The organism is Pseudokineococcus basanitobsidens (genome assembly GCF_037482545.1).
Taxonomy (GTDB): Bacteria; Actinomycetota; Actinomycetes; order Actinomycetales; family Quadrisphaeraceae; genus Pseudokineococcus; species Pseudokineococcus basanitobsidens.
The window spans coordinates 51,738-69,951 of the sequence record NZ_JBBIAA010000002.1; the positions used below are offsets into that span (position 1 = coordinate 51,738).

The window sequence follows — 18,214 nt, forward strand, 5'->3', positions numbered from 1 at the left end:
CCGTCCTACGCTGGCGGGCGTGGACGTCACGTGGGCCGCCGCGGTCGCCGGCCTCCTCGGCGTCCTCGTCGGCGCCGGCGCGGTCGCCGCGTCCCGGTGGAGCGAGCGGCGCCCCGAGCCGCTCGGGCCGGTCGGGGACGACCTGCCGTCGGGGGCCGCCGACGTGCTCGCCGTCATCCCGTCCGCGGCGGTCGTCCTCGACGTCGCCGACGTCGTCGTGCGCGCCAGCGCCGCCGCGCACGCCTTCGGGCTGGTGCGCGACACCGAGCTCGTCCACGACGAGCTCGCCGGCATGGTGGCCTCGGTCCGCCGGGACGGCGAGATCCGCGACGCCGAGGTCGTCCTCCCGCGCAGCCCGTTCGCCCTCCCCGGGCCCGACGGCGCGGGCACCCTCGTCGCCGGCGTCCGGGTGGCACCGCTCGGGTCGCTGCACGTGCTCCTGCTCGTGGAGGACCGCACGGCCGCCCGGCGGCTCGAGGAGGTCCGCCGCGACTTCGTCGCCAACGTCAGCCACGAGCTCAAGACGCCGGTCTCCGCCATCGCCCTGCTCGCCGAGACCATGGACGACGCCGCGGAGGACCCGGCGGCCGTGCGCCGCTTCGCGCAGCGCATGACCCGTGAGTCCCAGCGGCTGGCGGCGCTCGTCCAGGAGATCGTGCAGCTGTCCCGCCTGCAGGACGCCGACGCCCGCCACCGGCCCGTGCCCGTGGACGTGGACGAGGCGGTGCTGGAGGCGGTGGACCGCACCCGGCTCGTCGCCGAGGGCCGCGGCGTGCGCATCGTGACGCAGCTGTCGGGCGAGGGCGAGGGCGACGGCGCCCGTGGTGGCACCCCGGCGGAGGTCTGGGGCGACCGCGAGCTCGTCGTCACGGCCGTGCGCAACCTGGTGGACAACGGGGTCCACTACTCCGACGCCGGCACCCGCGTCGCCGTGGTCGTCTCGGTCGTCGACGAGCGTGTGGAGGTCGTCGTCCGCGACCAGGGCATCGGCATCCCCGAGGCCGAGGCGGGGCGGGTCTTCGAGCGGTTCTACCGGCTCGACCCGGCGCGCTCGCGCTCCACCGGGGGGACGGGGCTGGGTCTGTCCATCGTCAAGCACGTGGCGGCCAACCACGGGGGCGACGTCGCCCTGTGGAGCCGGCCCGGCGAGGGCTCGACGTTCACCCTGCGCCTGCCGCTGCGCCGCGCGGACGCCGACGAGCAGGTCGCGGCGTCGTGACGTCGTCCTCCGCCGACGCGCGTCCGGCCCCGAGGCCCGGCCCCCCGAGACCCGACCCCCCGAGACCCGACCCCCCGAGACGTCCAGCCCCGAGACCCGGAGGACCGATCCTGTGACCCGCATCCTGCTCGTGGAGGACGAGGAGTCGCTGAGCGACCCGCTCGCCTACCAGCTCGGACGGGAGGGCTACGAGGTGTCCGTCGCGGCGGACGGCCCGAGCGCCGTGGCCGAGTTCGACCGTGCCGGCGCCGACCTCGTCCTGCTGGACCTCATGCTCCCCGGCCTGCCGGGCACGGAGGTCTGCCGGCAGCTGCGCGCCCGCAGCGCCGTGCCCGTGATCATGGTGACGGCGAAGGACAGCGAGGTGGACGTCGTCGTGGGCCTGGAGCTCGGCGCCGACGACTACGTGACCAAGCCCTACTCCTCGCGCGAGCTGCTCGCCCGCATCCGCGCGGTCCTGCGGCGCGGCGTCGACGTCGGCGAGCCCGACGGCGACGAGGGGCTCGCCGCGGGCCCGGTGCGGATGGACGTCGAGCGTCACGTCGTCACCCTCGACGGCGAGCCGCTCTCCTTGCCGCTCAAGGAGTTCGAGCTCCTCGAGGTGCTCCTGCGCAACGCGGGACGAGTGCTGACGCGCGGCCAGCTCATCGACCGCGTCTGGGGGGCCGACTACGTGGGGGACACCAAGACGCTCGACGTCCACGTCAAGCGGCTGCGCGCCAAGATCGAGGAGGACCCGGCGTCGCCGCGGCGCCTCACCACCGTGCGCGGTCTCGGCTACAAGCTCGAGGGCTGAGAGCCCGTCCGCCCGGCCCGGCCCGGTCGCCGCAGGACCGATGAGTCCCGCAGCGCCGGGCGGTCGGAGCACGTGGGGCCGGGCGTCGGCCGCCACCACCGGCGAGGAGGACCGTGACATGACCGTCGAGATGTGCCCCTACCTGCACCCGCGCGGCAGCGCCCGCGAGGCGCTCGCCGCCTACCGCCGCGCCCTCGGGGGCGACGAGCCGGCGCTCGCGACCTACGACGACATCGGCATGGACGACCCCGCGGTGCGCGACCTGGTCGCCAACGCGTCCCTGCGCTCGCCCGTGGTGGGTCCGCTCATGGTCTCCGACGTCCCGCCCGGCACGGAGCCGCTGCCCCCGGCCGGCCAGGTGTGCCTGTTCGGCGACGACGAGGCGGCGCTGCAGGCCGCCTGGGACGTCCTCGTCGAGGGCGGCGAGGTGGAGCAGCCGCTGGAGCCCTCGCCCTGGGGGAGCCGGTTCGGGTCCTGCCGCGACCGGTGGGGCGTCAGCTGGATGGTCGACATCGCCGGGGCGGGCGGCTGAGGACGTCGCCCACGCCGGGCGGCCGCGGCGCGCAGCCCGTCCTGCGCCGGACGGGCTGCCGCGCGGTGCCTCGGGTCAGGTGCGTCGGGTCAGGAGCCGCTCGAGCCCTCGGCGCCCGGGCCGTCCTCGCCGCTGACGTCCGCGGTGCTCGGCTCCTCGGTGGCCAGGGGCGTGGCCCCGTCCGTCGGGGAGGGCGTCGTGGCCGCCGACGTCGGCACCAGGGTCTGGTACTCCGGCAGCGAGCCGTTCAGCAGCGGGACGCCGATCTCGAGGAGCGCGTCGTCCACGGCCATCCGGACCTGCACGAGCGTCCCGGGCACCGCGTCGACCGGGTCCGCGGTCAGGTCGCCGGTGATCTCCGCGCCGTCGGGGAGGTCCTGGCTGCCGGGGTCCTGCGTCTGCTCCTCGCCGAACGGGACGCTGGTGCCCGCCGGCACGGTCACGGCGGCGCGCAGGCCGCCCGGGCCCTGCACGTCGACCACGCGCTCGTCGTCGGACTCGTTGACGAGGACGCCGTAGAGCCGGGCCGGGCCGTCGGCCTCCGGGCCGATCAGGAGCAGGTTGCGGACGAGCAGGGACGACTGCGGCGCGTCGTCCACCGCCTGGGCGTCGGTCTGCCCCTCCTGCGCGAGCGGGAAGTAGCCCTGGACGCCGTCGGAGGGGGCGTACTGCAGCTCGGTGGAGAACTGGTTGACCGCGGGGGAGACGGCGCAGCCGGACCCGGTCGCGAGGAGCGCCACGGCCGCGAGGGCGGTGGCGACCCTCCTGGCGGCGGGCACCGCGGTGCGGGGCGAGCGGGGCACGGGCGTCTCCTCGCGGGTCGGCTGCCGGCTGGTCACGGCGGTCACGTCGGGCACGGGGAGCGTACTGGGCCCTCCGCGCCGGCGCCGGGGGCCTCGCCCCGCGCCGGGCCCGTGGGCGTCGGCGGCGCCGGCGTGGGGGCCGACCTCGTGCGCGCGACAGCACGTCGGCGGGGGTGGTGTCAAGGGTCCGACGACCCGTGATCGGGAGCCCGCGGGCCCCTGACCTGCGATGATGCCCGTCCGAGCGCGTCGGGGGCCTCGTTCGCCGTGGTAACCTCGTCGCCGCGAAAGGGGAGAAGAGCAGATGGCTTTCACTGTTGGCGAGACTGTCGTGTACCCCCACCACGGGGCGGCCCTGATCGAAGAGGTCAAGACCCGGATGATCAAGGGCGAGGAGAAGCTCTACCTCCGCCTGAAGGTCGCCCAGGGCGACCTGACGATCGAGGTCCCGGCGGAGAACTGCGACCTCGTGGGCGTCCGTGACGTGGTCGGCAAGGAGGGCCTGGAGCGCGTCTTCGAGGTGCTGCGGCAGCCCTACACGGAGGAGCCGACCAACTGGTCCCGCCGGTACAAGGCGAACCTCGAGAAGCTCGCCTCGGGCGACGTCATCAAGGTCGCCGAGGTCGTCCGAGACCTGTGGCGCCGCGACCAGGACCGCGGCCTGTCGGCCGGCGAGAAGCGCATGCTCGCGAAGGCCCGGCAGATCCTCGTCTCCGAGCTCGCCCTGGCGGAGAAGACCGAGGAGGTCAGGGCCGAGGCCATCCTCGACGAGGTCCTGGCGTCCTGAGCGCCACCTCCCCCGCAGAGCCCGTCGTCCCCTCCGGGGCGGCGGGCTCTCGTCGTGCCGGGCGAGGGGCGGCACGGGGCGTCGGTGACCGGCGCGGGCCGGTGGCCTGCGTCCTCGTCGCGGCGGGTGCCGGCACACGGCTGGCCGCCGGCCGGCCCAAGGCCTACGTGCCGGTCGCGGGGACGCCGCTGCTGGAGCTCGCCGCCCGCGGGGTCGTGGGGAGCGGGGTGGTCGACCAGGTCGTCGTCGTCGTCCCGCGAGGGCTCGAGGCGGAGACCCGAACGCTGCTCGACGCCGTCCCGGGGCTCCCGCCGTCGACAGTCGTCCCCGGCGGGACGAGCCGCCAGGGCTCGGTGGCGGCGGGGCTGGCCGCCGTCGCGCCGGGGGCGGGCGTCGTGCTCGTCCACGACGCCGCCCGCGCCCTCACGCCCCCCGGGGTGGTCCGCCGCGTCGTCGAGGCCGTGCGGGACCAGGGCCACGACGCCGTCGTGCCGGCGGTCCCCGTCCACGACACGCTGCGGGACACCGGTGGTGGCGTGGTCGACCGCTCGCGGCTGCGGGCGGTGCAGACCCCGCAGGGCTTCTCCGCCGCGGCGCTGCGGCGGGCCCACGCGGCGGTGGCGGTGGGGGAGGGCGCGAGCGACGACGCCGGCCTCGTGGAGGCCACGGGCGTCCGGGTCCACGTCGTGCTCGGGGACCCGGAGGCGTTCAAGGTCACGACGCCGCTGGACCTGCTCCTCGCGCACGCCGTCGTGACGGCGCGCGCGACGGGAGCGCCGGCCGAGGGGACCGGGCCGTGAGCGGGGTGGCCGGGGGTCGGCGTCTCCCGCGGGTCGGCTCCGGCGTCGACGTCCACGCCTTCGCCGCCGACGGGTCCGACCGTGCGTTGTGGGTGGCCGGGCTGCACTGGCCCGGCGAGCGGGGGCTGGAGGGACATTCCGACGCCGACGTCGTCGCCCACGCGGCGTGCGACGCCCTCCTGTCGGCCGCGGGCATCGGTGACCTGGGCCAGCACTTCGGCACCGCCGAGCCGCGGTGGGCCGGCGCGCCGGGCGTCGTCCTCCTGGCGGAGGCGGCCCGGCGCACGCGCGACGCCGGGTTCGAGGTCGGCAACGTGGCCGTCCAGCTGCTCGGCAACCGACCCCGCTTCGCCCCCCGGCGGGCGCAGGCGCAGGAGGTGCTCAGCCGTGCGGCCGGTGCCCCGGTGTCCGTCTCCGCCACGACGACGGACGGCCTCGGCCTCACCGGCCGGGGCGAGGGGCTCGCGGCCCTCGCGACCGCCCTCGTCGTCCCCCGCGGCTGACTCAGGACGGGCCCAGGCGGACGTCGACGGCCTCGTGGACGGCCGCGACGGCGTCGCCGGCGGAGCGGCACGTCAGGCGGGCGGGCGGGCGACGGGTCCGGCGCACGGTGACCACCGCCTGGCGCGGCAGCGGCCCGCTGCCCGTGACGGGGACCTCCCAGCGGTCCTCGCCGACGGGCACCGGCCGACCGGCGACGGCGTCGCGCACGGACGCCGGGCCGTACCGGCCCAGCACGCCGAGCACGGCCGCCTGCGCCACGGGCGGACCGCTGGTCACGCCGCGCAGGTGCCGGGTCCGGACGGCGCCCGCCAGGTGCTCCTCGACGACCCGCTCCGCCGACGCGGGGTCGAGGTCGCCGTAGCAGGCCCCGTCGGGCAGCACGAGGAGGTTGGGCGCGAACCGGTCGCCGCCGACGTGCGAGCACTCCCAGGTCTCCTCGGGCCACCGCGAGGCCAGGGCCGCGGCGACCGGGCGGCCGCGGACGGCGCAGCACGCGTCGTGGCGGCCGTGCGCGCACACGAGCAGCAGGGGCGAGGTCCCGTCCGTCCCCGGGGACAACGGCTCCGCCAGCGCCCGGAGCGCGTCGGCCAGACCACCCAGCCGCGCTGCGGTCGGGTCGACGGCTCCCGCCGGCGGGTCGGCGGGGACCTCGTCGACGCACGCCTCCCAGGGCCCGCCCCGGCCGGGCCCACCGGGGTCGGCGCGGGAGGCGGGGTCGGCTCGGGAGCCCGGGTCTGCGCGGGAGCCCGGGTCTGCGCGGGAGGAGGGGTCGGCGCGGGAGGAGGGGTCGGCGAGCGCGGCGTCCCACGTGCCCCACCGCACGAGGCCCGTGGGCTGGTCCACGACGGCCCAGCGCCGCTGCGGGCGGGCGGCCGCCCTCGTCGCCGCGGGACGGCCCGCCGGCCGGCGGACGAGGAGCACCCGTCCACCGGCGTCCGAGGCCGCCGACCGCAGCCGTTCGCGGACGACCGTGGCCAGGCCGGACCCGCCCAGCGCGTCCGGGGCCCACGGACCGGGGTGCTCCAGCAGCAGCCAGCGGCGGGTCCAGGACGCCGAGGCGCCGAGCGGGTCGCACCGCTCGCGGGCGCCGTCCGAGCAGCGCGGCAGGTCGCGCCGCCGCTGCGGGGCGTCGGCCGAGCCGGGGTCCACCTGCGCCGGCACCGAGGTCCCGGCGAGCGCCGGGCGACCGGGCGACCTCGTCTCGGCGGCCCCGCTCACCGGGGGACGAGGACGCCGGCGAGGACCAGCCGGCGCGCGAGGTCTGCGTCCAGGGCAGCGGTGCCGGCGTCGCCCCCGCGGTCCAGCAGCGACCGGACGGCGTCGACGTCGTCCGCCGCGAGCGGGAGGTCACCGGCGCGGCTGCGCAGCAGGGCGCCGCCGTCGTCGCGGGCCACCAGCGAGGCGGCCAGGTGCTCGCGCAGGACGAGCGCGTCGGTGGCCCCGCCGTCCTCGACCTGCCGGGCGGCGCGCAGCTGCGCCAGGGGTCCTACGGGGGCCGCCCGCTGGTTCGACCGCACCTGCGCGGCCAGCGGCGCCGCCACCCGGGCGGCGTCGACGGCCTCGACGGCGCGCAGGAGCCGCTCGCGGACCAGCTCGAGGTCGTCGGCCGTCGCGGACGGGTCGTCCACCGCGACCCCGAAGGGCAGCGACGCGCGCACGTCCTCGTCGTCGGCGAGGTCCGCGAGCGCCGTGCGCACGAGCTGGTCCGCGAGCGCGTGCCGCGTCCAGGGGTGGACGCCGACCGTGAGGTGCGTGCTGACGCCGCCGAGCGCCGTCGCGGCGTGCAGGTAGCCGCGCGGCAGGTAGAGGCAGTCCCCGGGGCGCAGGACGACGTCCAGCAGGGGCTCGCGCGCCGCCTCGGCCTCCACGTCGGCCCGGCGCGAGGTCCACGGCTGGTCCCGCATCGGCCACGGGTGGACCGGGCGGTGGATGCGCCAGCGCTTCTCGCCCTCCACCTGCAGCACGAAGACGTCGTGGACGTCGTAGTGGTCGTCGAAGCCGCGCGACTGGGGCGGCGTGACGTAGGCGTTGACCTGCACCGGGTGCCCGAGGTCCGCGGCGAGGGACTGGGCGAAGGTCACGAGCGGCGGCCACGTGCGGTGCAGCCCCTGCAGGACCATCGTCGCGCCGTCGGCGAACAGGCGGGTGAGGCGGTCGTCGCTGACCTGGTCGCCCACGGCGGCGCCCACCCCGCCCCCGGCGGTGAACGAGCGTTCGGGCAGCGTGCTGCCCTGCTTGGCGACGCGCAGGAACGGGGTGCGCAGGCCGCGCTCGGAGACGAGCTCGTCCACGGCCCGTGCCGAGAGCAGGTCGTCGAAGCCCCGGGGCAGGTCCTCCGCGCGCGTCAGCAGGGGCGCGAGGCCCCAGGTGCGGGCGCCGAAGCCGTCGGCGCTGCCGCCGACCACCCTCCGCAGGGCGGCGAGCCCCGCGTCGTCGGCCGGGCGTCGGACGTGCGAGACCGGGTGGTCGGGCTGCTGCCCGACCACCCGGTCCTCGTGCGGTGCGATCACCTCAGGCGCTGCCGTCCGCGCCGCCGTCGTGGTGGCCCGGGATGCCGGTCTCGCCGGCACCCGCGTCGGCCGGGCCCTCGACCGCGTCGGAGGCGTCGGCGCCGCCGTCGGCGCCGCCGTCGGCCCCGCCGTCGTGCTGGCCCGGGGTGCCCTCGCCGGCGCCCGAGTCCGCGGGGCCCTCGGCGCCGCCGTCGGCCCCGCCGTCGTGCTGGCCGGGGACTCCCTGGCCGGCGCCGCTGTCCGCGGGGCCCTCGATGTCGTCGTTCGTGCTCATGGTTCCTCCTGGGTCGTCAGGTCGTCACGTTCGTCGTCCCCGGGCGCCGCGACGTGCGCCCGGCCTGCCGGCCCGCCGTCGACGGGCACGCCTCATGCCTACGACGCCGTGGCCCGGCGCGCCAGCCGGGACCACGGACCGGCGCCCCCTGTGCCCCTGCCGGCACGGGGGGAGTGCTCAGTGCCCCCGGTCCACCCACTCCTGCAGGTGCGGCGCCTCGTCCCCGATCGTCGTGCCCGGGCCGTGCCCGGTGCGCACCTCGGTCTCCGGCGGCAGGGCCAGCAGCCGGTCCCGGATCGAGGCGACGATCGTGGGGAAGTCGCTGTACGAGCGCCCCGTCGCCCCGGGCCCGCCCCGGAACAGCGTGTCCCCGGTGAAGACGACGCCCAGCGCCGGCACGTGCAGGCACACCGAGCCGGGGGAGTGGCCGGGCGTGTGCAGGACGTGGACGTCGGTGCCCGCGACCCGGATCACCTCGCCGTCGGACAGGGTCCCGCTGGGGGCGGTCGCGGGGTGCGTCGTCGTCCACAGGCCCATGTCCGCGGGGTGCAGCAGCACCGGCGCGGCGAAGCGCTCGCCGAGGTCGGGCGCCACGCCCACGTGGTCGTCGTGGGCGTGGGTGCAGACGACGGCGACCACGCGCCGCGTGCCGATCGCCTCGGCGATGGGCGCCAGCGCGTGCGGCGCGTCCACGACGAGCACCTCCTCGTCGTCGCCGAGGAGCCACACGTTGTTCTCCACGTCCCAGGTGCCGCCGTCGAGGCTGAACGTGCCCTCTGTCGTGAGGTGCTCGACGCGCACGCCGTCGGCCGCCATCAGAGCACCACCACCGAGCGCAGGACGTCGCCGCGCCGCATCGCGGCGAACGCCTCGTCGACGTCGCCGAGGCCGATCGTCTCGGACACGAAGTCCTCCAGGGGGAAGCGCCCCTGCAGCGCGAGGTCGACGAGCATGGGGAAGTCCCGGCTGGGCAGGCAGTCCCCGTACCAGGAGGACTTCAGGGCGCCGCCGCGGCCGAAGACGTCGGCCATCGGCAGCTCCACGGTGCGCCCGGGCTCCGGGACGCCCACGAGGACGACGGTCCCGGCGAGGTCGCGGGCCTCGAAGGCCTGGCGGTAGGTCTCCGGGCGGCCGACCGCGTCGACGACGAGGTCCGCGCCCACGCCGCCGCAGATCTCGCGGATGCGGGCGACGACGTCCTCGGAGCGGCTGCTGACCGTGTGCGTGGCGCCGAAGCCCTTGGCCCACTCCAGCTTCCGGTCCTCGACGTCGACGGCGACGATCGTCGAGGCGCCGGCGAGCCGGGCGCCGGCGATCGCCGCGTCCCCCACGCCGCCGCAGCCGATGACGGCGACCGACTGCCCGCGGGTGACGCCGCCGGTGTTGACGGCCGCGCCGAAGCCCGCCATGACGCCGCACCCGAGCAGGCCCGCGGCCGTCGCCGGGACGCGGTCGTCGACCTTCGTGCACTGCCCCGCCGCGACGAGGGTCTTCGCCGCGAAGGCGCCGATGCCGAGCGCGGGGGACAGCGGCGTCCCGTCGGCGAGGGTCATCGGCGTGCTGGCGTTGCGGGTGTCGAAGCAGTACCAGGGCTTGCCGGCCGCGCACGCGCGGCACACGCCGCAGACCGCCCGCCAGTTGAGGACGACGAAGTCGCCGACCTCGAGGCCGACGACGCCCTCGCCGACGGCGGAGACCCGGCCGGCCGCCTCGTGGCCGAGCAGGTACGGGTAGTCGTCGCCGATGCCGCCCTCGCGGTAGTGCAGGTCGGTGTGGCAGACCCCGCAGGCCTCGACGTCGACGACGGCGTCGCCGGGGCCCGGGTCGGGCACGACGACGTCGACGAGCTCGACGGGCGCCCCCTTCGCTCGGGAGACGACCCCCTGGACGGTGTGCGGCATGCCGGGCTCCTGTCGTGGACGGCGTCGTGGTGGTCCGGTGCCGCAGGGGCACGCGGGCGTCGAGGCCGGCAGCGGTCCGCACCGACCTCTGCGCCCGACCCTAGCCAGCGGTGCCGGTGCCCGCCGGGGCGCGGGGAGGGCACCGCCGCGCCGGTACCCTCGAGCGGGTGAGCCTGCGCCTGCACGACACCGCCACGGGGCAGCTGCGCGACCTCGAGCCCCTGGTGCCGGGCGAGGCCTCCATCTACCTGTGCGGCGCCACGGTGCAGGCGCCGCCGCACATCGGCCACGTCCGCTCGGGCATCGCCTTCGACGTCCTCGCGCGCTGGCTGGAGGCGGGCCACGGCCTGCGGGTGACGTTCATCCGCAACGTCACCGACGTCGACGACAAGATCCTCGCGAGGTCGTCGGAGGCGGGGGTCCCCTGGTGGGCGCTGGCCGCCCGCAACGAGCAGGCCTTCACCCGCGCCTACGACGCCCTCGGCGTCCGCCGCCCGACGTACGAGCCGCGCGCCACCGGTCACGTCACCGAGATGCTCGAGCTGGTCGACGAGCTCGTCGGCGCCGGGCACGCCTACGCGGCGCCGGACGGCAGCGGCGACGTGTACTTCGACGTCCGGTCGTGGCCGGACTACGGGTCGCTGACGCACCAGTCGCTCGTGGACATGGAGCCTGCCGCCGATGCCGACCCCCGGGGCAAGCGCGACCCGCGCGACTTCGCGCTCTGGAAGGGCGCCAAGGAGGGCGAGGCGGCGAGCTGGCCGTCGCGCTGGGGCCGCGGCCGGCCGGGGTGGCACCTGGAGTGCTCGGCGATGGCGCGCCGCTACCTCGGGCGCGAGTTCGACGTCCACGCCGGGGGCCTGGACCTGCGCTTCCCGCACCACGAGAACGAGCAGGCGCAGTCGCGCGCCGCGGGCGACCCCTTCGCCCGCACGTGGCTGCACAACGGCTGGGTCACCGTCGCGGGCGAGAAGATGAGCAAGTCGCTCGGCAACTCCCTCGTCGTCGACACCGTGCTCGCCTCCGGCGCCCGGCCGCTCGCCCTGCGGTACGCGCTGGGGACGGCGCACTACCGCTCCATGCTCGAGTACTCGCCCGAGCAGCTCGACGACGCCGGACGCGCGGTCGACCGCATCGAGGGTTTCCTGCGGCGCGCGATGCAGGCTCCCGGGGCGGCGGAGGTCCCGTTCGTCGAGTCCTTCCCGGAGGACTTCCGCCACGCCCTCGACGACGACCTCGACGTCCCCCGGGGCCTCGCCGTCGTCCACCGGGTCGTGCGCGCGGGCAACACCGCGCTCGACGCGGGGGACGGCCCGGCGGCGCAGGCCGCGGCGCAGGGGGTCGTGGCCATGCTCGACGTGCTCGGGCTCAACCCCCTGGACCCGCACTGGGGCCCGGGGGCGTCGGCGTCCAGCTCCGCGACCCGCGCCGAGCTCGCCGTGGACGCGCTCGTGCAGGCCGAGCTCCTGCGGCGCCAGGAGGCGCGCGCCGCGCGCGACTTCGCCACCGCCGACGGCGTCCGCGACCGTCTGGCCGACCTCGGCGTCGCCGTCGAGGACACCCCCGACGGCGCCCGCTGGTCCTGGGCCTGACCCGGCAGCGACGCAACGCCCGCCGCGCCCGCCCGCCCCCCGCCGGCACCTCCCGTCGCGCACCTCCCATCCCGCACCAGCAGCAAGGAGCACCAAGTGGCCGGCAACAGCCAGCGGCGCGGCGCAGTCCGCCGCGCCGGGTCGAAGAAGGGCGCCACCGTCGGCAGCGGCGGCCGCGGCCGACGGGCCCTCGAGGGGCGCGGCCCGACGCCGAAGGCGGAGGACCGCGTCTACCACGTGGCGCACAAGCGCTCCCAGGGCAAGCCGCAGGGGGCAGGGGGTCGTGCCGCGGGCCAGCGCCGTCGCAGCGGCGGGGGCAGCAGCGAGGTGGTCGCCGGCCGCAACTCCGTCGTCGAGGCCCTGCGCGCCGACATCCCCGCCACCGCGCTCTACGTCGCCGCCCGCGTCGAGTCCGACGACCGCACCCGCGAGGCCATCAAGACGGCGGCGGACCGGGGCATCCCGCTGCTGGAGGCGTCCCGCACCGACCTCGACCGCCTCACCGACGGCGCCGTGCACCAGGGGCTCGCCCTGCAGGTGCCGGCGTACGACTACGCCGGCGTCGACGACCTGCTCGCCGCGGCCCGGGCGTCCGACCGAGCGCCGCTGCTCGTCGCGCTCGACGGCGTCACGGACCCGCGCAACCTCGGTGCCGTGCTGCGCTCGACCGCCGCCTTCGGGGGCCAGGGCGTCCTCGTCCCCGAGCGCCGGTCGGCGGGCGTGACGGCCTCGGCGTGGAAGACGTCGGCCGGCGCCGCTGCCCGCGTCCCCGTGGCCCGGGCCACGAACCTCGTCCGCGCGCTGGAGCAGCTGAAGGCCGCGGGCCTCTTCGTCGTCGGCCTCGACGCCGGCGGCGACGTCGCCCTGCCCGACCTCGAGCTGGCCACCGGGCCCGTCGTCCTCGTCGTCGGCTCCGAGGGCAAGGGCCTCGGACGGCTCGTGCGCGCCGCGTGCGACCAGGTCGTCTCGATCCCCATGGACTCCGCCACCGAGTCCCTCAACGCCGGCATCGCCGCCGGTGTCGCGCTCTACGAGGTGGCGCGCCGCCGCGGCTGACCCCCGGGCCGGACGTCGCCGCGGACCTGACCGTGGACGTCGCCGTGGACGTCGAGGCCCGTGCCGGCGGGCGTCAGCCGGTCTCGACGACGTCCACGGGCGCCGTGTCGGTCTGGCCGATGAAGGCGGCCTCGTCCCGGCGGTGGACGAGGACGCCCGCCACGTAGGCGTCGACGGCCTCGCGGAGCGGCACGTCGCGCCGCTGCTGCTCGCTCATGAACCAGCGGTGCTCGAGGACCTCGTGGTAGACCTCGGCCGGCTCGAGCTTGCGGCGCAGGTCGCGGGGGACGGCGCGCACGACGGGCTCGAAGCTCCGGCTCACCCACTCGTGGGCGACGATCTCCTCGTCCTCGTTCTGCTGGTCGGTCGCGGCGCCGTACCCGTCGAGGTCGTTGAGGAGGCGGCGCGCCTGGTTCTCCTGCGCGTCGATCCCGGTGAGGCGCAGCAGGCGCCGGCTGTGGTGGCCGGCGTCCACGACCTTCGGCTGGATGCTCACGTAGGTGCCGTCGAGGTCGGTCGAGATGGACAGCTCGTCGACGTCGAAGCCGAGGTCGTTGAGGCGCTCGATCCGCGCGGCGACGCGCCAGCGGTCCCCCGCCTCGAAGGACTCCGTGTCGGTGAGCTCGGCCCACAGCGAGCGGTAGCGGCTCATGATGTGCTCGCTGATCGACAGGGGGTCGACGTCGATCTCCAGCAGGTCGCCGGCCTGCAGGTCCATGAGCTCGCCGGCGATGTTGACGCGGGCGACCTCGAGGTCGTACTCGCGCTGGCCGGTCGACAGCTCCTGGTGCAGCTCCCCGGTCTCGGCGTCGACGAGGTAGGCGGCGAAGGCCCCGGCGTCGCGACGGAACAGGGTGTTGGACAGCGAGACGTCGCCCCAGTAGAAGCCCGTGAGGTGGAGCCGGACGAGGAGCACGGCGAGGGCGTCGATCGCGCGGGTCGCGGTGTCGGGGCGCAGCACCTGGCTGAAGAGCGCTCGGTAGGGCAGCGAGAACTGCAGGTGGCTGGTGACGAGGGCGGCCTCGAGGTGCTCGCCGTCGCGGCCCTCCCGACCGGAGATCACGGCCACGGGGTGCACCGACGGGACGTCGAGGCGGCCGAGGTTCCGGAGCATCTGGTACTCGCGCCGGGCGATCGGCTCGGCGATCTCCTTGATCGCGATGACCTGGTCGGACAGGCGCACGAAGCGGACGGTGTGCCGCGAGATGCCGCGGGGGAGCGCGGCGATGCGGCTGGCCGGCCAGTCCTCCAGCGGGACCTCCCACGGGAGGTCGAGCAGCGCCGGGTCGGGCGCCGCCGCGGTGATCTGGAGACCGGCCATGGCGGGATCCTCCCACTGGGCAGGGGTGTGGACGGCGTGGACGTGCCGGAGGGGGCGGTCCGACGAACGGACCGGCCCCNCGGGCGCCGCCGCGGTGATCTGGAGACCGGCCATGGCGGGATCCTCCCACTGGGCAGGGGTGTGGACGGCGTGGACGTGCCGGAGGGGCCGGTCCGACGAACGGACCGGCCCCTCCGGGTGGTGCTGTGGTGCTGGGCTGCCGCAGGGCGGCTGCGGTCAGCCCTGGCCGAGGCGCCGGCCGTCCTCCGCCGAGAACAGGTGGACGTGGTCGGGCTTGGGCGCGAGGGCGATGACCGAGCCCTTCTCCGGGGGACGGCGGCCGTCGACGCGGGCGATGACCTCGCCCTCGGTGCCGTCCATCTTCGCGGTGCCGTAGATGTAGGCGTCGGCGCCGAGCTCCTCGACGACGTCCACGTCGACCTTGAGGCCGTTGTCGGCGATGTCGAGGTCCTCGGGACGGACGCCGACGACCACGCGCTGGCCGGCGCCGGAGAGCACGTCGCGGGGGACCGGGTGGACGTAGTCGCCGAACTTGATGCCGCCGTCGACCACCGGCACCTCGATGAGGTTCATGGCCGGCGAGCCGATGAAGCCCGCGACGAACACGTTCTTCGGCCGGTCGTACATCTCGCGCGGGGTCGCGACCTGCTGCAGGAGGCCGTCCTTGAGGACGGCGACGCGGTCGCCCATGGTCATGGCCTCGACCTGGTCGTGCGTCACGTACACCGTCGTGACGCCGAGGCGCCGCTGCAGCTGGGCGATCTGCGTCCGGGTCTGGACGCGGAGCTTGGCGTCGAGGTTCGACAGCGGCTCGTCCATGAGGAAGACCTGGGGCTGGCGGACGATCGCGCGGCCCATGGCGACGCGCTGGCGCTGGCCGCCGGAGAGCGCCTTGGGCTTGCGGTCCAGGTACTGCGTGAGGTCGAGGATCTTGGCGGCCTCCTCGACCCGCGAGCGGATCTGCCCCTTGTCCACGCCCGCGATCTTCAGGGCGAAGCCCATGTTGTCCGCCACGGTCATGTGGGGGTACAGCGCGTAGTTCTGGAACACCATCGCGATGTCCCGGTCCTTCGGCTGCACGTCGGTGACGTCGCGGTCGCCGATCATGATCCGGCCGGCGTTGATGTCCTCGAGCCCGGCGAGCATGCGCAGCGACGTGGACTTGCCGCAGCCCGAGGGGCCGACGAGGACGAGGAACTCGCCGTCCTCGATGTGCAGGTCCAGGGCGTCGACGGCGGGCTTGTCGCCGCCCGGGTAGATGCGCGAGGCCTTGTCGTAGGTGACGGTTGCCATGGTGTGTGTCCTCCCACCGGCAGGTACGTGCCGGACGATCCGTCGTAGGGGTGGCGACGACCCGAGGTGCGGGGTGCACCTCGGTGCCGTGGTGCGGGGCGAGCGGGACTCGGCTGCGAGCCCGTGCTCTCCTGCGCGGCGGACGCCCTCTCGACTGCGAGGGGAGTCCGCCGGCACGGCGCCTGGGCCGCCCGACGGGCGGACGGCGGCGTCGCCGTGCGGGCTCATCATGCACCACCGCGCCCCCGGCGGGGGCTCCTGCGCGAGATCGCCGCCCGAGAGGTCGCCGGGACGGGGGACGGCCTCGTCGCCGGGAGGGCGGGGCGACCTCCCGCTCCCGCCGGGCGCGGCGGTGCGCCGACGCCCCGCGAGCCCGAGCACGTCCTCGGCTCAGCGCGAGCGCAGCGCCAGCAGGTGCTCGAGCAGGTCGGCCACCGCCTCGGGGTCGGCGACCCGGTGCGCGGCGGCCGTGCTCCCGTCCCCGACGTGCACCCCGACGTCGCCGGCGGCGGGGTCCAGCACGGCGAAGGCGTGCTCGTCGGTGACGTCGTCGCCGGCGTAGAGGACGGCGTCGGCGCCCGTCGACGCGCGCAGCGCCTGCACCGACCGGCCCTTGTCGACGTCCAGGACGGCGAGCTCGACGACGTCCTTGCCGCGCATCGCGCGCACGCCCGGGAGGCGGCCGGGGCCGTCCGTGACGGCTCGCTGCGCGGACGAGGCGACGTCGAGCGCCGCGCGGCGGGTGTGCAGGACGACGCCCGCCGGCTTCGTCTCGACGTCGGTCCCGGCGTGGGTGCCCGCGACCGCCCGCACGCGGTCGACGACGTCCGCGAGGAGCGCCGTCTCGGCCTCGTCGAGCGGCGCGGACGACTCCTGCGCCCCGGCGAGCCGCACCTCGGCGCCGTGGCTGCCGACGAGCGAGGTGCCCTCCGGCGGCGAGGCCAGCCGGACCAGGGGCTCGAGCGGGCGGCCGGAGACGAGGGCGAGGTCGACCGCCCGGTCGCCGTCGAGCGCGGCCAGGGCGGCGAGCGCCGCGGACGACCGCTCGAGGGGCCTCGCGGCGTCGCGGTCGTCGACGAGCGGTGCGAGCACGCCGTCGAAGTCCAGGACCACGAGCGGCCGGGGCAGCGCCGCGAGGCGCTCGAGCGCCTCGCGCAGGGCCGGAGGGAGCGAGCCGCTCCCGGTGCCCGCCCCCGGGGTCACACCGGCTCCCGCGTCGGCACGGGGGCGTCCTGAGGGTCCCCGCCCGTCGCCGCGGGCCCGCCCGCGACGGCCCCGTCGTCGCCCCCTGCGGGCACCTCGTCGGCGAGGTCGGGGCGCAGCGCCGCGAGGAAGTCGTGCGCCCAGCGCTGGACGTCGTGCTCGCCGACGCGCCGGCGCATCGAGCGCATGCGCCGGCGCTGCTCGCGCGGCGACATCACGACGGCCTGCACGACGGCCGCCTTGAGCCCGTCGATGTCGTGCGGGTTGACGTGGACGGCCTGGCCCAGCTCGTCCGCGGCGCCGGTGAACTCCGACAGGACCAGCGCGCCCTGCTCGTCGTGGCGACTGGCGACGTACTCCTTGGCGACGAGGTTCATGCCGTCCCGCAGGCTCGTCACGAGCATGACGTCGGCGGCCTGGAACATCGCCGCCATCTCCTCGCGCCCGTAGCTGTGGTGGAGGTACTGCACGACCGAGTGCCCGAGGCGGCCGTGGGCCCCGTTGACCCGCCCCACCTGCAGCTCGATGTCCTCGCGCAGGAGCCGGTACTGCTCGACGCGCTCGCGGCTCGGGGTCGCCACCTGCACCAGGACGGTGTCGTCGGCGGCCAGCAGCCCGTCGTCGAGGAGCTCGGCGAAAGCCTTGAGGCGGTGGCCGATGCCCTTGGTGTAGTCGAGGCGGTCGACGCCGAGGATCACCGTGTCCGGGTCGCCGAGGTCCGTCCGGATCTCACGGGCGCGCTGACGCACGGCCTCGGTGCGGGCGAGGGCGTCCATCGCGGCGGTGTCGATGGAGATGGGGAAGGCGGCGGCGCGGACGCGGCGCCGGGTCCCGTCGGCGCCGCCCACCTCGACGGCCTGCTGGCGCGGCACGAGCCCCAGCGACCGGCGGCAGGCGCGCAGGAAGTTCTGCGCGTCGGAGGGCCGCTGGAAGCCGAGCAGGTCGGCCCCGAGCAGGCCCTCGAGCACCTGCCGGCGCCACGGCATCTGGGCGAAGATCTCGTAGGGCGGGAAGGGGATGTGGTTGAAGAAGCCGATCCTCAGGTCCGGGCGCGCGGCGCGCAGCATCGCCGGCACCAGCTGGAGCTGGTAGTCCTGCACCCACACGACGGCCCCGTCGGAGGCGACGGCGGCCGCGGCCGCCGCGAAGCGCTCGTTGACCGCGACGTAGTGCTCCCACCACGTCCGGTGGTACTCCGGCGCGACGATGACGTCGTGGTAGAGCGGCCACAGCGTGCCGTTGGAGAAGCCCTCGTAGAACCCCGCGACCTCGTCGGCGGACAGCCCGACGGGGACGAGGTGCATGCCGCCCCAGTCGAACGCGTCGGTGACGTCGTCCTCGGCGCTGCTCGGGGCGCCGGACCAGCCGACCCAGGCACCCTCCTGGGACTGCATGACCGGCTCGAGCGCCGTCACCAGGCCTCCGGGCGAGCGCTTCCACCGGGGCGAGCCGTCGGCGCCGGTGCCGTCCCGGTCGACCGGCAGGCGGTTGGCGACGACGACGACGTCGTACCCCTCGCCGTCGGCGGGGACGGGGGCGTGCTCCTGCGGCGTCGGCAGGTCGGCCCCCGCGGGCGACGGCGCCTGCCCGGCGTCCGTGACG

General features: G+C 76.5%; 18 protein-coding genes. 8 read left to right on the forward strand and 10 right to left on the reverse strand.

Annotated features, from left to right (window positions below; genetic code table 11):
• The first annotated feature begins 19 nt into the window (after positions 1-19).
• The 3 genes from WDZ17_RS02510 to WDZ17_RS02520 all read left to right on the forward strand — a co-directional run bounded on the left by WDZ17_RS02510 (position 20) and on the right by WDZ17_RS02520 (position 2,547).
• Positions 20-1,219 (forward strand): sensor histidine kinase, encoded by a 1,200-nt coding sequence (locus WDZ17_RS02510; RefSeq protein WP_339573555.1) that lies wholly within the window; start codon positions 20-22, stop codon positions 1,217-1,219.
• 112 nt (positions 1,220-1,331) lie between these two features.
• Positions 1,332-2,015: a winged helix-turn-helix domain-containing protein gene (locus WDZ17_RS02515; protein ID WP_339573556.1), complete on the forward strand. Its 684-nt coding sequence runs from the start codon at positions 1,332-1,334 to the stop codon at positions 2,013-2,015.
• A 118-nt stretch (positions 2,016-2,133) separates the two neighbouring features.
• The gene (locus tag WDZ17_RS02520; RefSeq protein WP_339573557.1) at positions 2,134-2,547 is read left to right on the forward strand and encodes a VOC family protein; all 414 of its coding nucleotides are present in this window, start codon (positions 2,134-2,136) and stop codon (positions 2,545-2,547) included.
• An 89-nt stretch (positions 2,548-2,636) separates the two neighbouring features.
• Here WDZ17_RS02520 and WDZ17_RS02525 read toward each other — a convergent pair whose 3' ends face one another.
• Positions 2,637-3,404, reverse strand: a complete 768-nt coding sequence (locus WDZ17_RS02525; RefSeq protein ID WP_339573558.1) for a hypothetical protein — start codon at positions 3,402-3,404, stop codon at positions 2,637-2,639.
• Positions 3,405-3,654: 250 nt separating this feature from the next.
• Between WDZ17_RS02525 and WDZ17_RS02530 the strand changes: the two genes are divergently transcribed.
• The 3 genes from WDZ17_RS02530 (at position 3,655) to ispF (ending at position 5,440) form a co-directional block, all read left to right on the forward strand.
• On the forward strand, positions 3,655-4,137 hold the full coding sequence (locus tag WDZ17_RS02530; RefSeq protein WP_339573559.1) for a CarD family transcriptional regulator: 483 nt from the start codon (positions 3,655-3,657) through the stop codon (positions 4,135-4,137).
• 101 nt (positions 4,138-4,238) lie between these two features.
• On the forward strand, positions 4,239-4,937 hold the full coding sequence (gene ispD, locus WDZ17_RS02535) for a 2-C-methyl-D-erythritol 4-phosphate cytidylyltransferase (RefSeq protein ID WP_339573560.1): 699 nt from the start codon (positions 4,239-4,241) through the stop codon (positions 4,935-4,937).
• Entirely contained in the window at positions 4,934-5,440 is a 507-nt protein-coding gene (gene ispF, locus WDZ17_RS02540; RefSeq protein WP_339573561.1) for a 2-C-methyl-D-erythritol 2,4-cyclodiphosphate synthase, read from the forward strand. Before ispD ends, ispF begins: the two co-directional genes overlap by 4 nt.
• 1 nt (position 5,441) lies before the next feature.
• Here the strand turns inward: ispF and WDZ17_RS02545 are convergent, their stop codons facing one another.
• From WDZ17_RS02545 to WDZ17_RS02565, 5 genes are all read right to left on the reverse strand, one after another.
• A complete protein-coding gene (locus tag WDZ17_RS02545) occupies positions 5,442-6,659 on the reverse strand; it encodes a sucrase ferredoxin (RefSeq protein ID WP_339573562.1) in 1,218 nt (405 codons plus the stop codon).
• Positions 6,656-7,927, reverse strand: a complete 1,272-nt coding sequence (locus WDZ17_RS02550) for a cupin domain-containing protein (protein ID WP_422631800.1) — start codon at positions 7,925-7,927, stop codon at positions 6,656-6,658. Before WDZ17_RS02550 ends, WDZ17_RS02545 begins: the two co-directional genes overlap by 4 nt.
• Positions 7,928-7,952: 25 nt before the next feature.
• The gene (locus WDZ17_RS02555; protein ID WP_339573564.1) at positions 7,953-8,225 is read right to left on the reverse strand and encodes a hypothetical protein; all 273 of its coding nucleotides are present in this window, start codon (positions 8,223-8,225) and stop codon (positions 7,953-7,955) included.
• 177 nt (positions 8,226-8,402) lie between these two features.
• On the reverse strand, positions 8,403-9,041 hold the full coding sequence (locus tag WDZ17_RS02560) for an MBL fold metallo-hydrolase (protein WP_339573565.1): 639 nt from the start codon (positions 9,039-9,041) through the stop codon (positions 8,403-8,405).
• On the reverse strand, positions 9,041-10,126 hold the full coding sequence (locus tag WDZ17_RS02565) for an S-(hydroxymethyl)mycothiol dehydrogenase (RefSeq protein ID WP_339573566.1): 1,086 nt from the start codon (positions 10,124-10,126) through the stop codon (positions 9,041-9,043). Before WDZ17_RS02565 ends, WDZ17_RS02560 begins: the two co-directional genes overlap by 1 nt.
• A gap of 167 nt (positions 10,127-10,293) precedes the next feature.
• On the opposite strand from WDZ17_RS02565, the gene cysS reads away from it, so the two are divergent.
• Positions 10,294-11,718, forward strand: coding sequence for a cysteine--tRNA ligase (gene cysS / locus WDZ17_RS02570; protein ID WP_339573567.1), 1,425 nt, complete (start codon positions 10,294-10,296; stop codon positions 11,716-11,718).
• Positions 11,719-11,814: 96 nt separating this feature from the next.
• Complete coding sequence (gene rlmB, locus WDZ17_RS02575) at positions 11,815-12,774, forward strand: 23S rRNA (guanosine(2251)-2'-O)-methyltransferase RlmB (protein ID WP_339573568.1); 960 nt, start codon at positions 11,815-11,817, stop codon at positions 12,772-12,774.
• A 73-nt stretch (positions 12,775-12,847) separates the two neighbouring features.
• On the opposite strand, the gene WDZ17_RS02580 is transcribed toward rlmB, so the two are convergent.
• The 4 genes from WDZ17_RS02580 to WDZ17_RS02595 all read right to left on the reverse strand — a co-directional run bounded on the left by WDZ17_RS02580 (position 12,848) and on the right by WDZ17_RS02595 (position 18,171).
• Entirely contained in the window at positions 12,848-14,095 is a 1,248-nt protein-coding gene (locus tag WDZ17_RS02580) for a DUF4032 domain-containing protein (RefSeq protein WP_339573569.1), read from the reverse strand.
• A gap of 237 nt (positions 14,096-14,332) precedes the next feature.
• On the reverse strand, positions 14,333-15,409 hold the full coding sequence (locus tag WDZ17_RS02585; RefSeq protein WP_339573570.1) for an ABC transporter ATP-binding protein: 1,077 nt from the start codon (positions 15,407-15,409) through the stop codon (positions 14,333-14,335).
• Between the two features lie 390 nt (positions 15,410-15,799).
• Entirely contained in the window at positions 15,800-16,612 is an 813-nt protein-coding gene (gene otsB, locus WDZ17_RS02590; protein WP_339573571.1) for a trehalose-phosphatase, read from the reverse strand.
• Complete coding sequence (locus WDZ17_RS02595; RefSeq protein ID WP_422631801.1) at positions 16,609-18,171, reverse strand: alpha,alpha-trehalose-phosphate synthase (UDP-forming); 1,563 nt, start codon at positions 18,169-18,171, stop codon at positions 16,609-16,611. The genes otsB and WDZ17_RS02595 overlap by 4 nt, the downstream gene beginning before the upstream one ends.
• Between the last annotated feature and the right edge of the window lie 43 nt (positions 18,172-18,214).

Excerpts from the sequence above, each read along its gene's own strand:
- WDZ17_RS02560 (WP_339573565.1), bottom strand. The coding sequence starts at position 9,041 with ATGGCGGCCGACGGCGTGCGCGTCGAGCACCTCACGACAGAGGGCACG.
- WDZ17_RS02555 (WP_339573564.1), bottom strand. The coding sequence starts at position 8,225 with ATGAGCACGAACGACGACATCGAGGGCCCCGCGGACAGCGGCGCCGGC.
- WDZ17_RS02580 (WP_339573569.1), bottom strand. The coding sequence starts at position 14,095 with ATGGCCGGTCTCCAGATCACCGCGGCGGCGCCCGACCCGGCGCTGCTC.
- WDZ17_RS02565 (WP_339573566.1), bottom strand. The coding sequence starts at position 10,126 with ATGCCGCACACCGTCCAGGGGGTCGTCTCCCGAGCGAAGGGGGCGCCC.
- WDZ17_RS02530 (WP_339573559.1), top strand. The coding sequence starts at position 3,655 with ATGGCTTTCACTGTTGGCGAGACTGTCGTGTACCCCCACCACGGGGCG.
- WDZ17_RS02520 (WP_339573557.1), top strand. The coding sequence starts at position 2,134 with ATGACCGTCGAGATGTGCCCCTACCTGCACCCGCGCGGCAGCGCCCGC.
- WDZ17_RS02585 (WP_339573570.1), bottom strand. The coding sequence starts at position 15,409 with ATGGCAACCGTCACCTACGACAAGGCCTCGCGCATCTACCCGGGCGGC.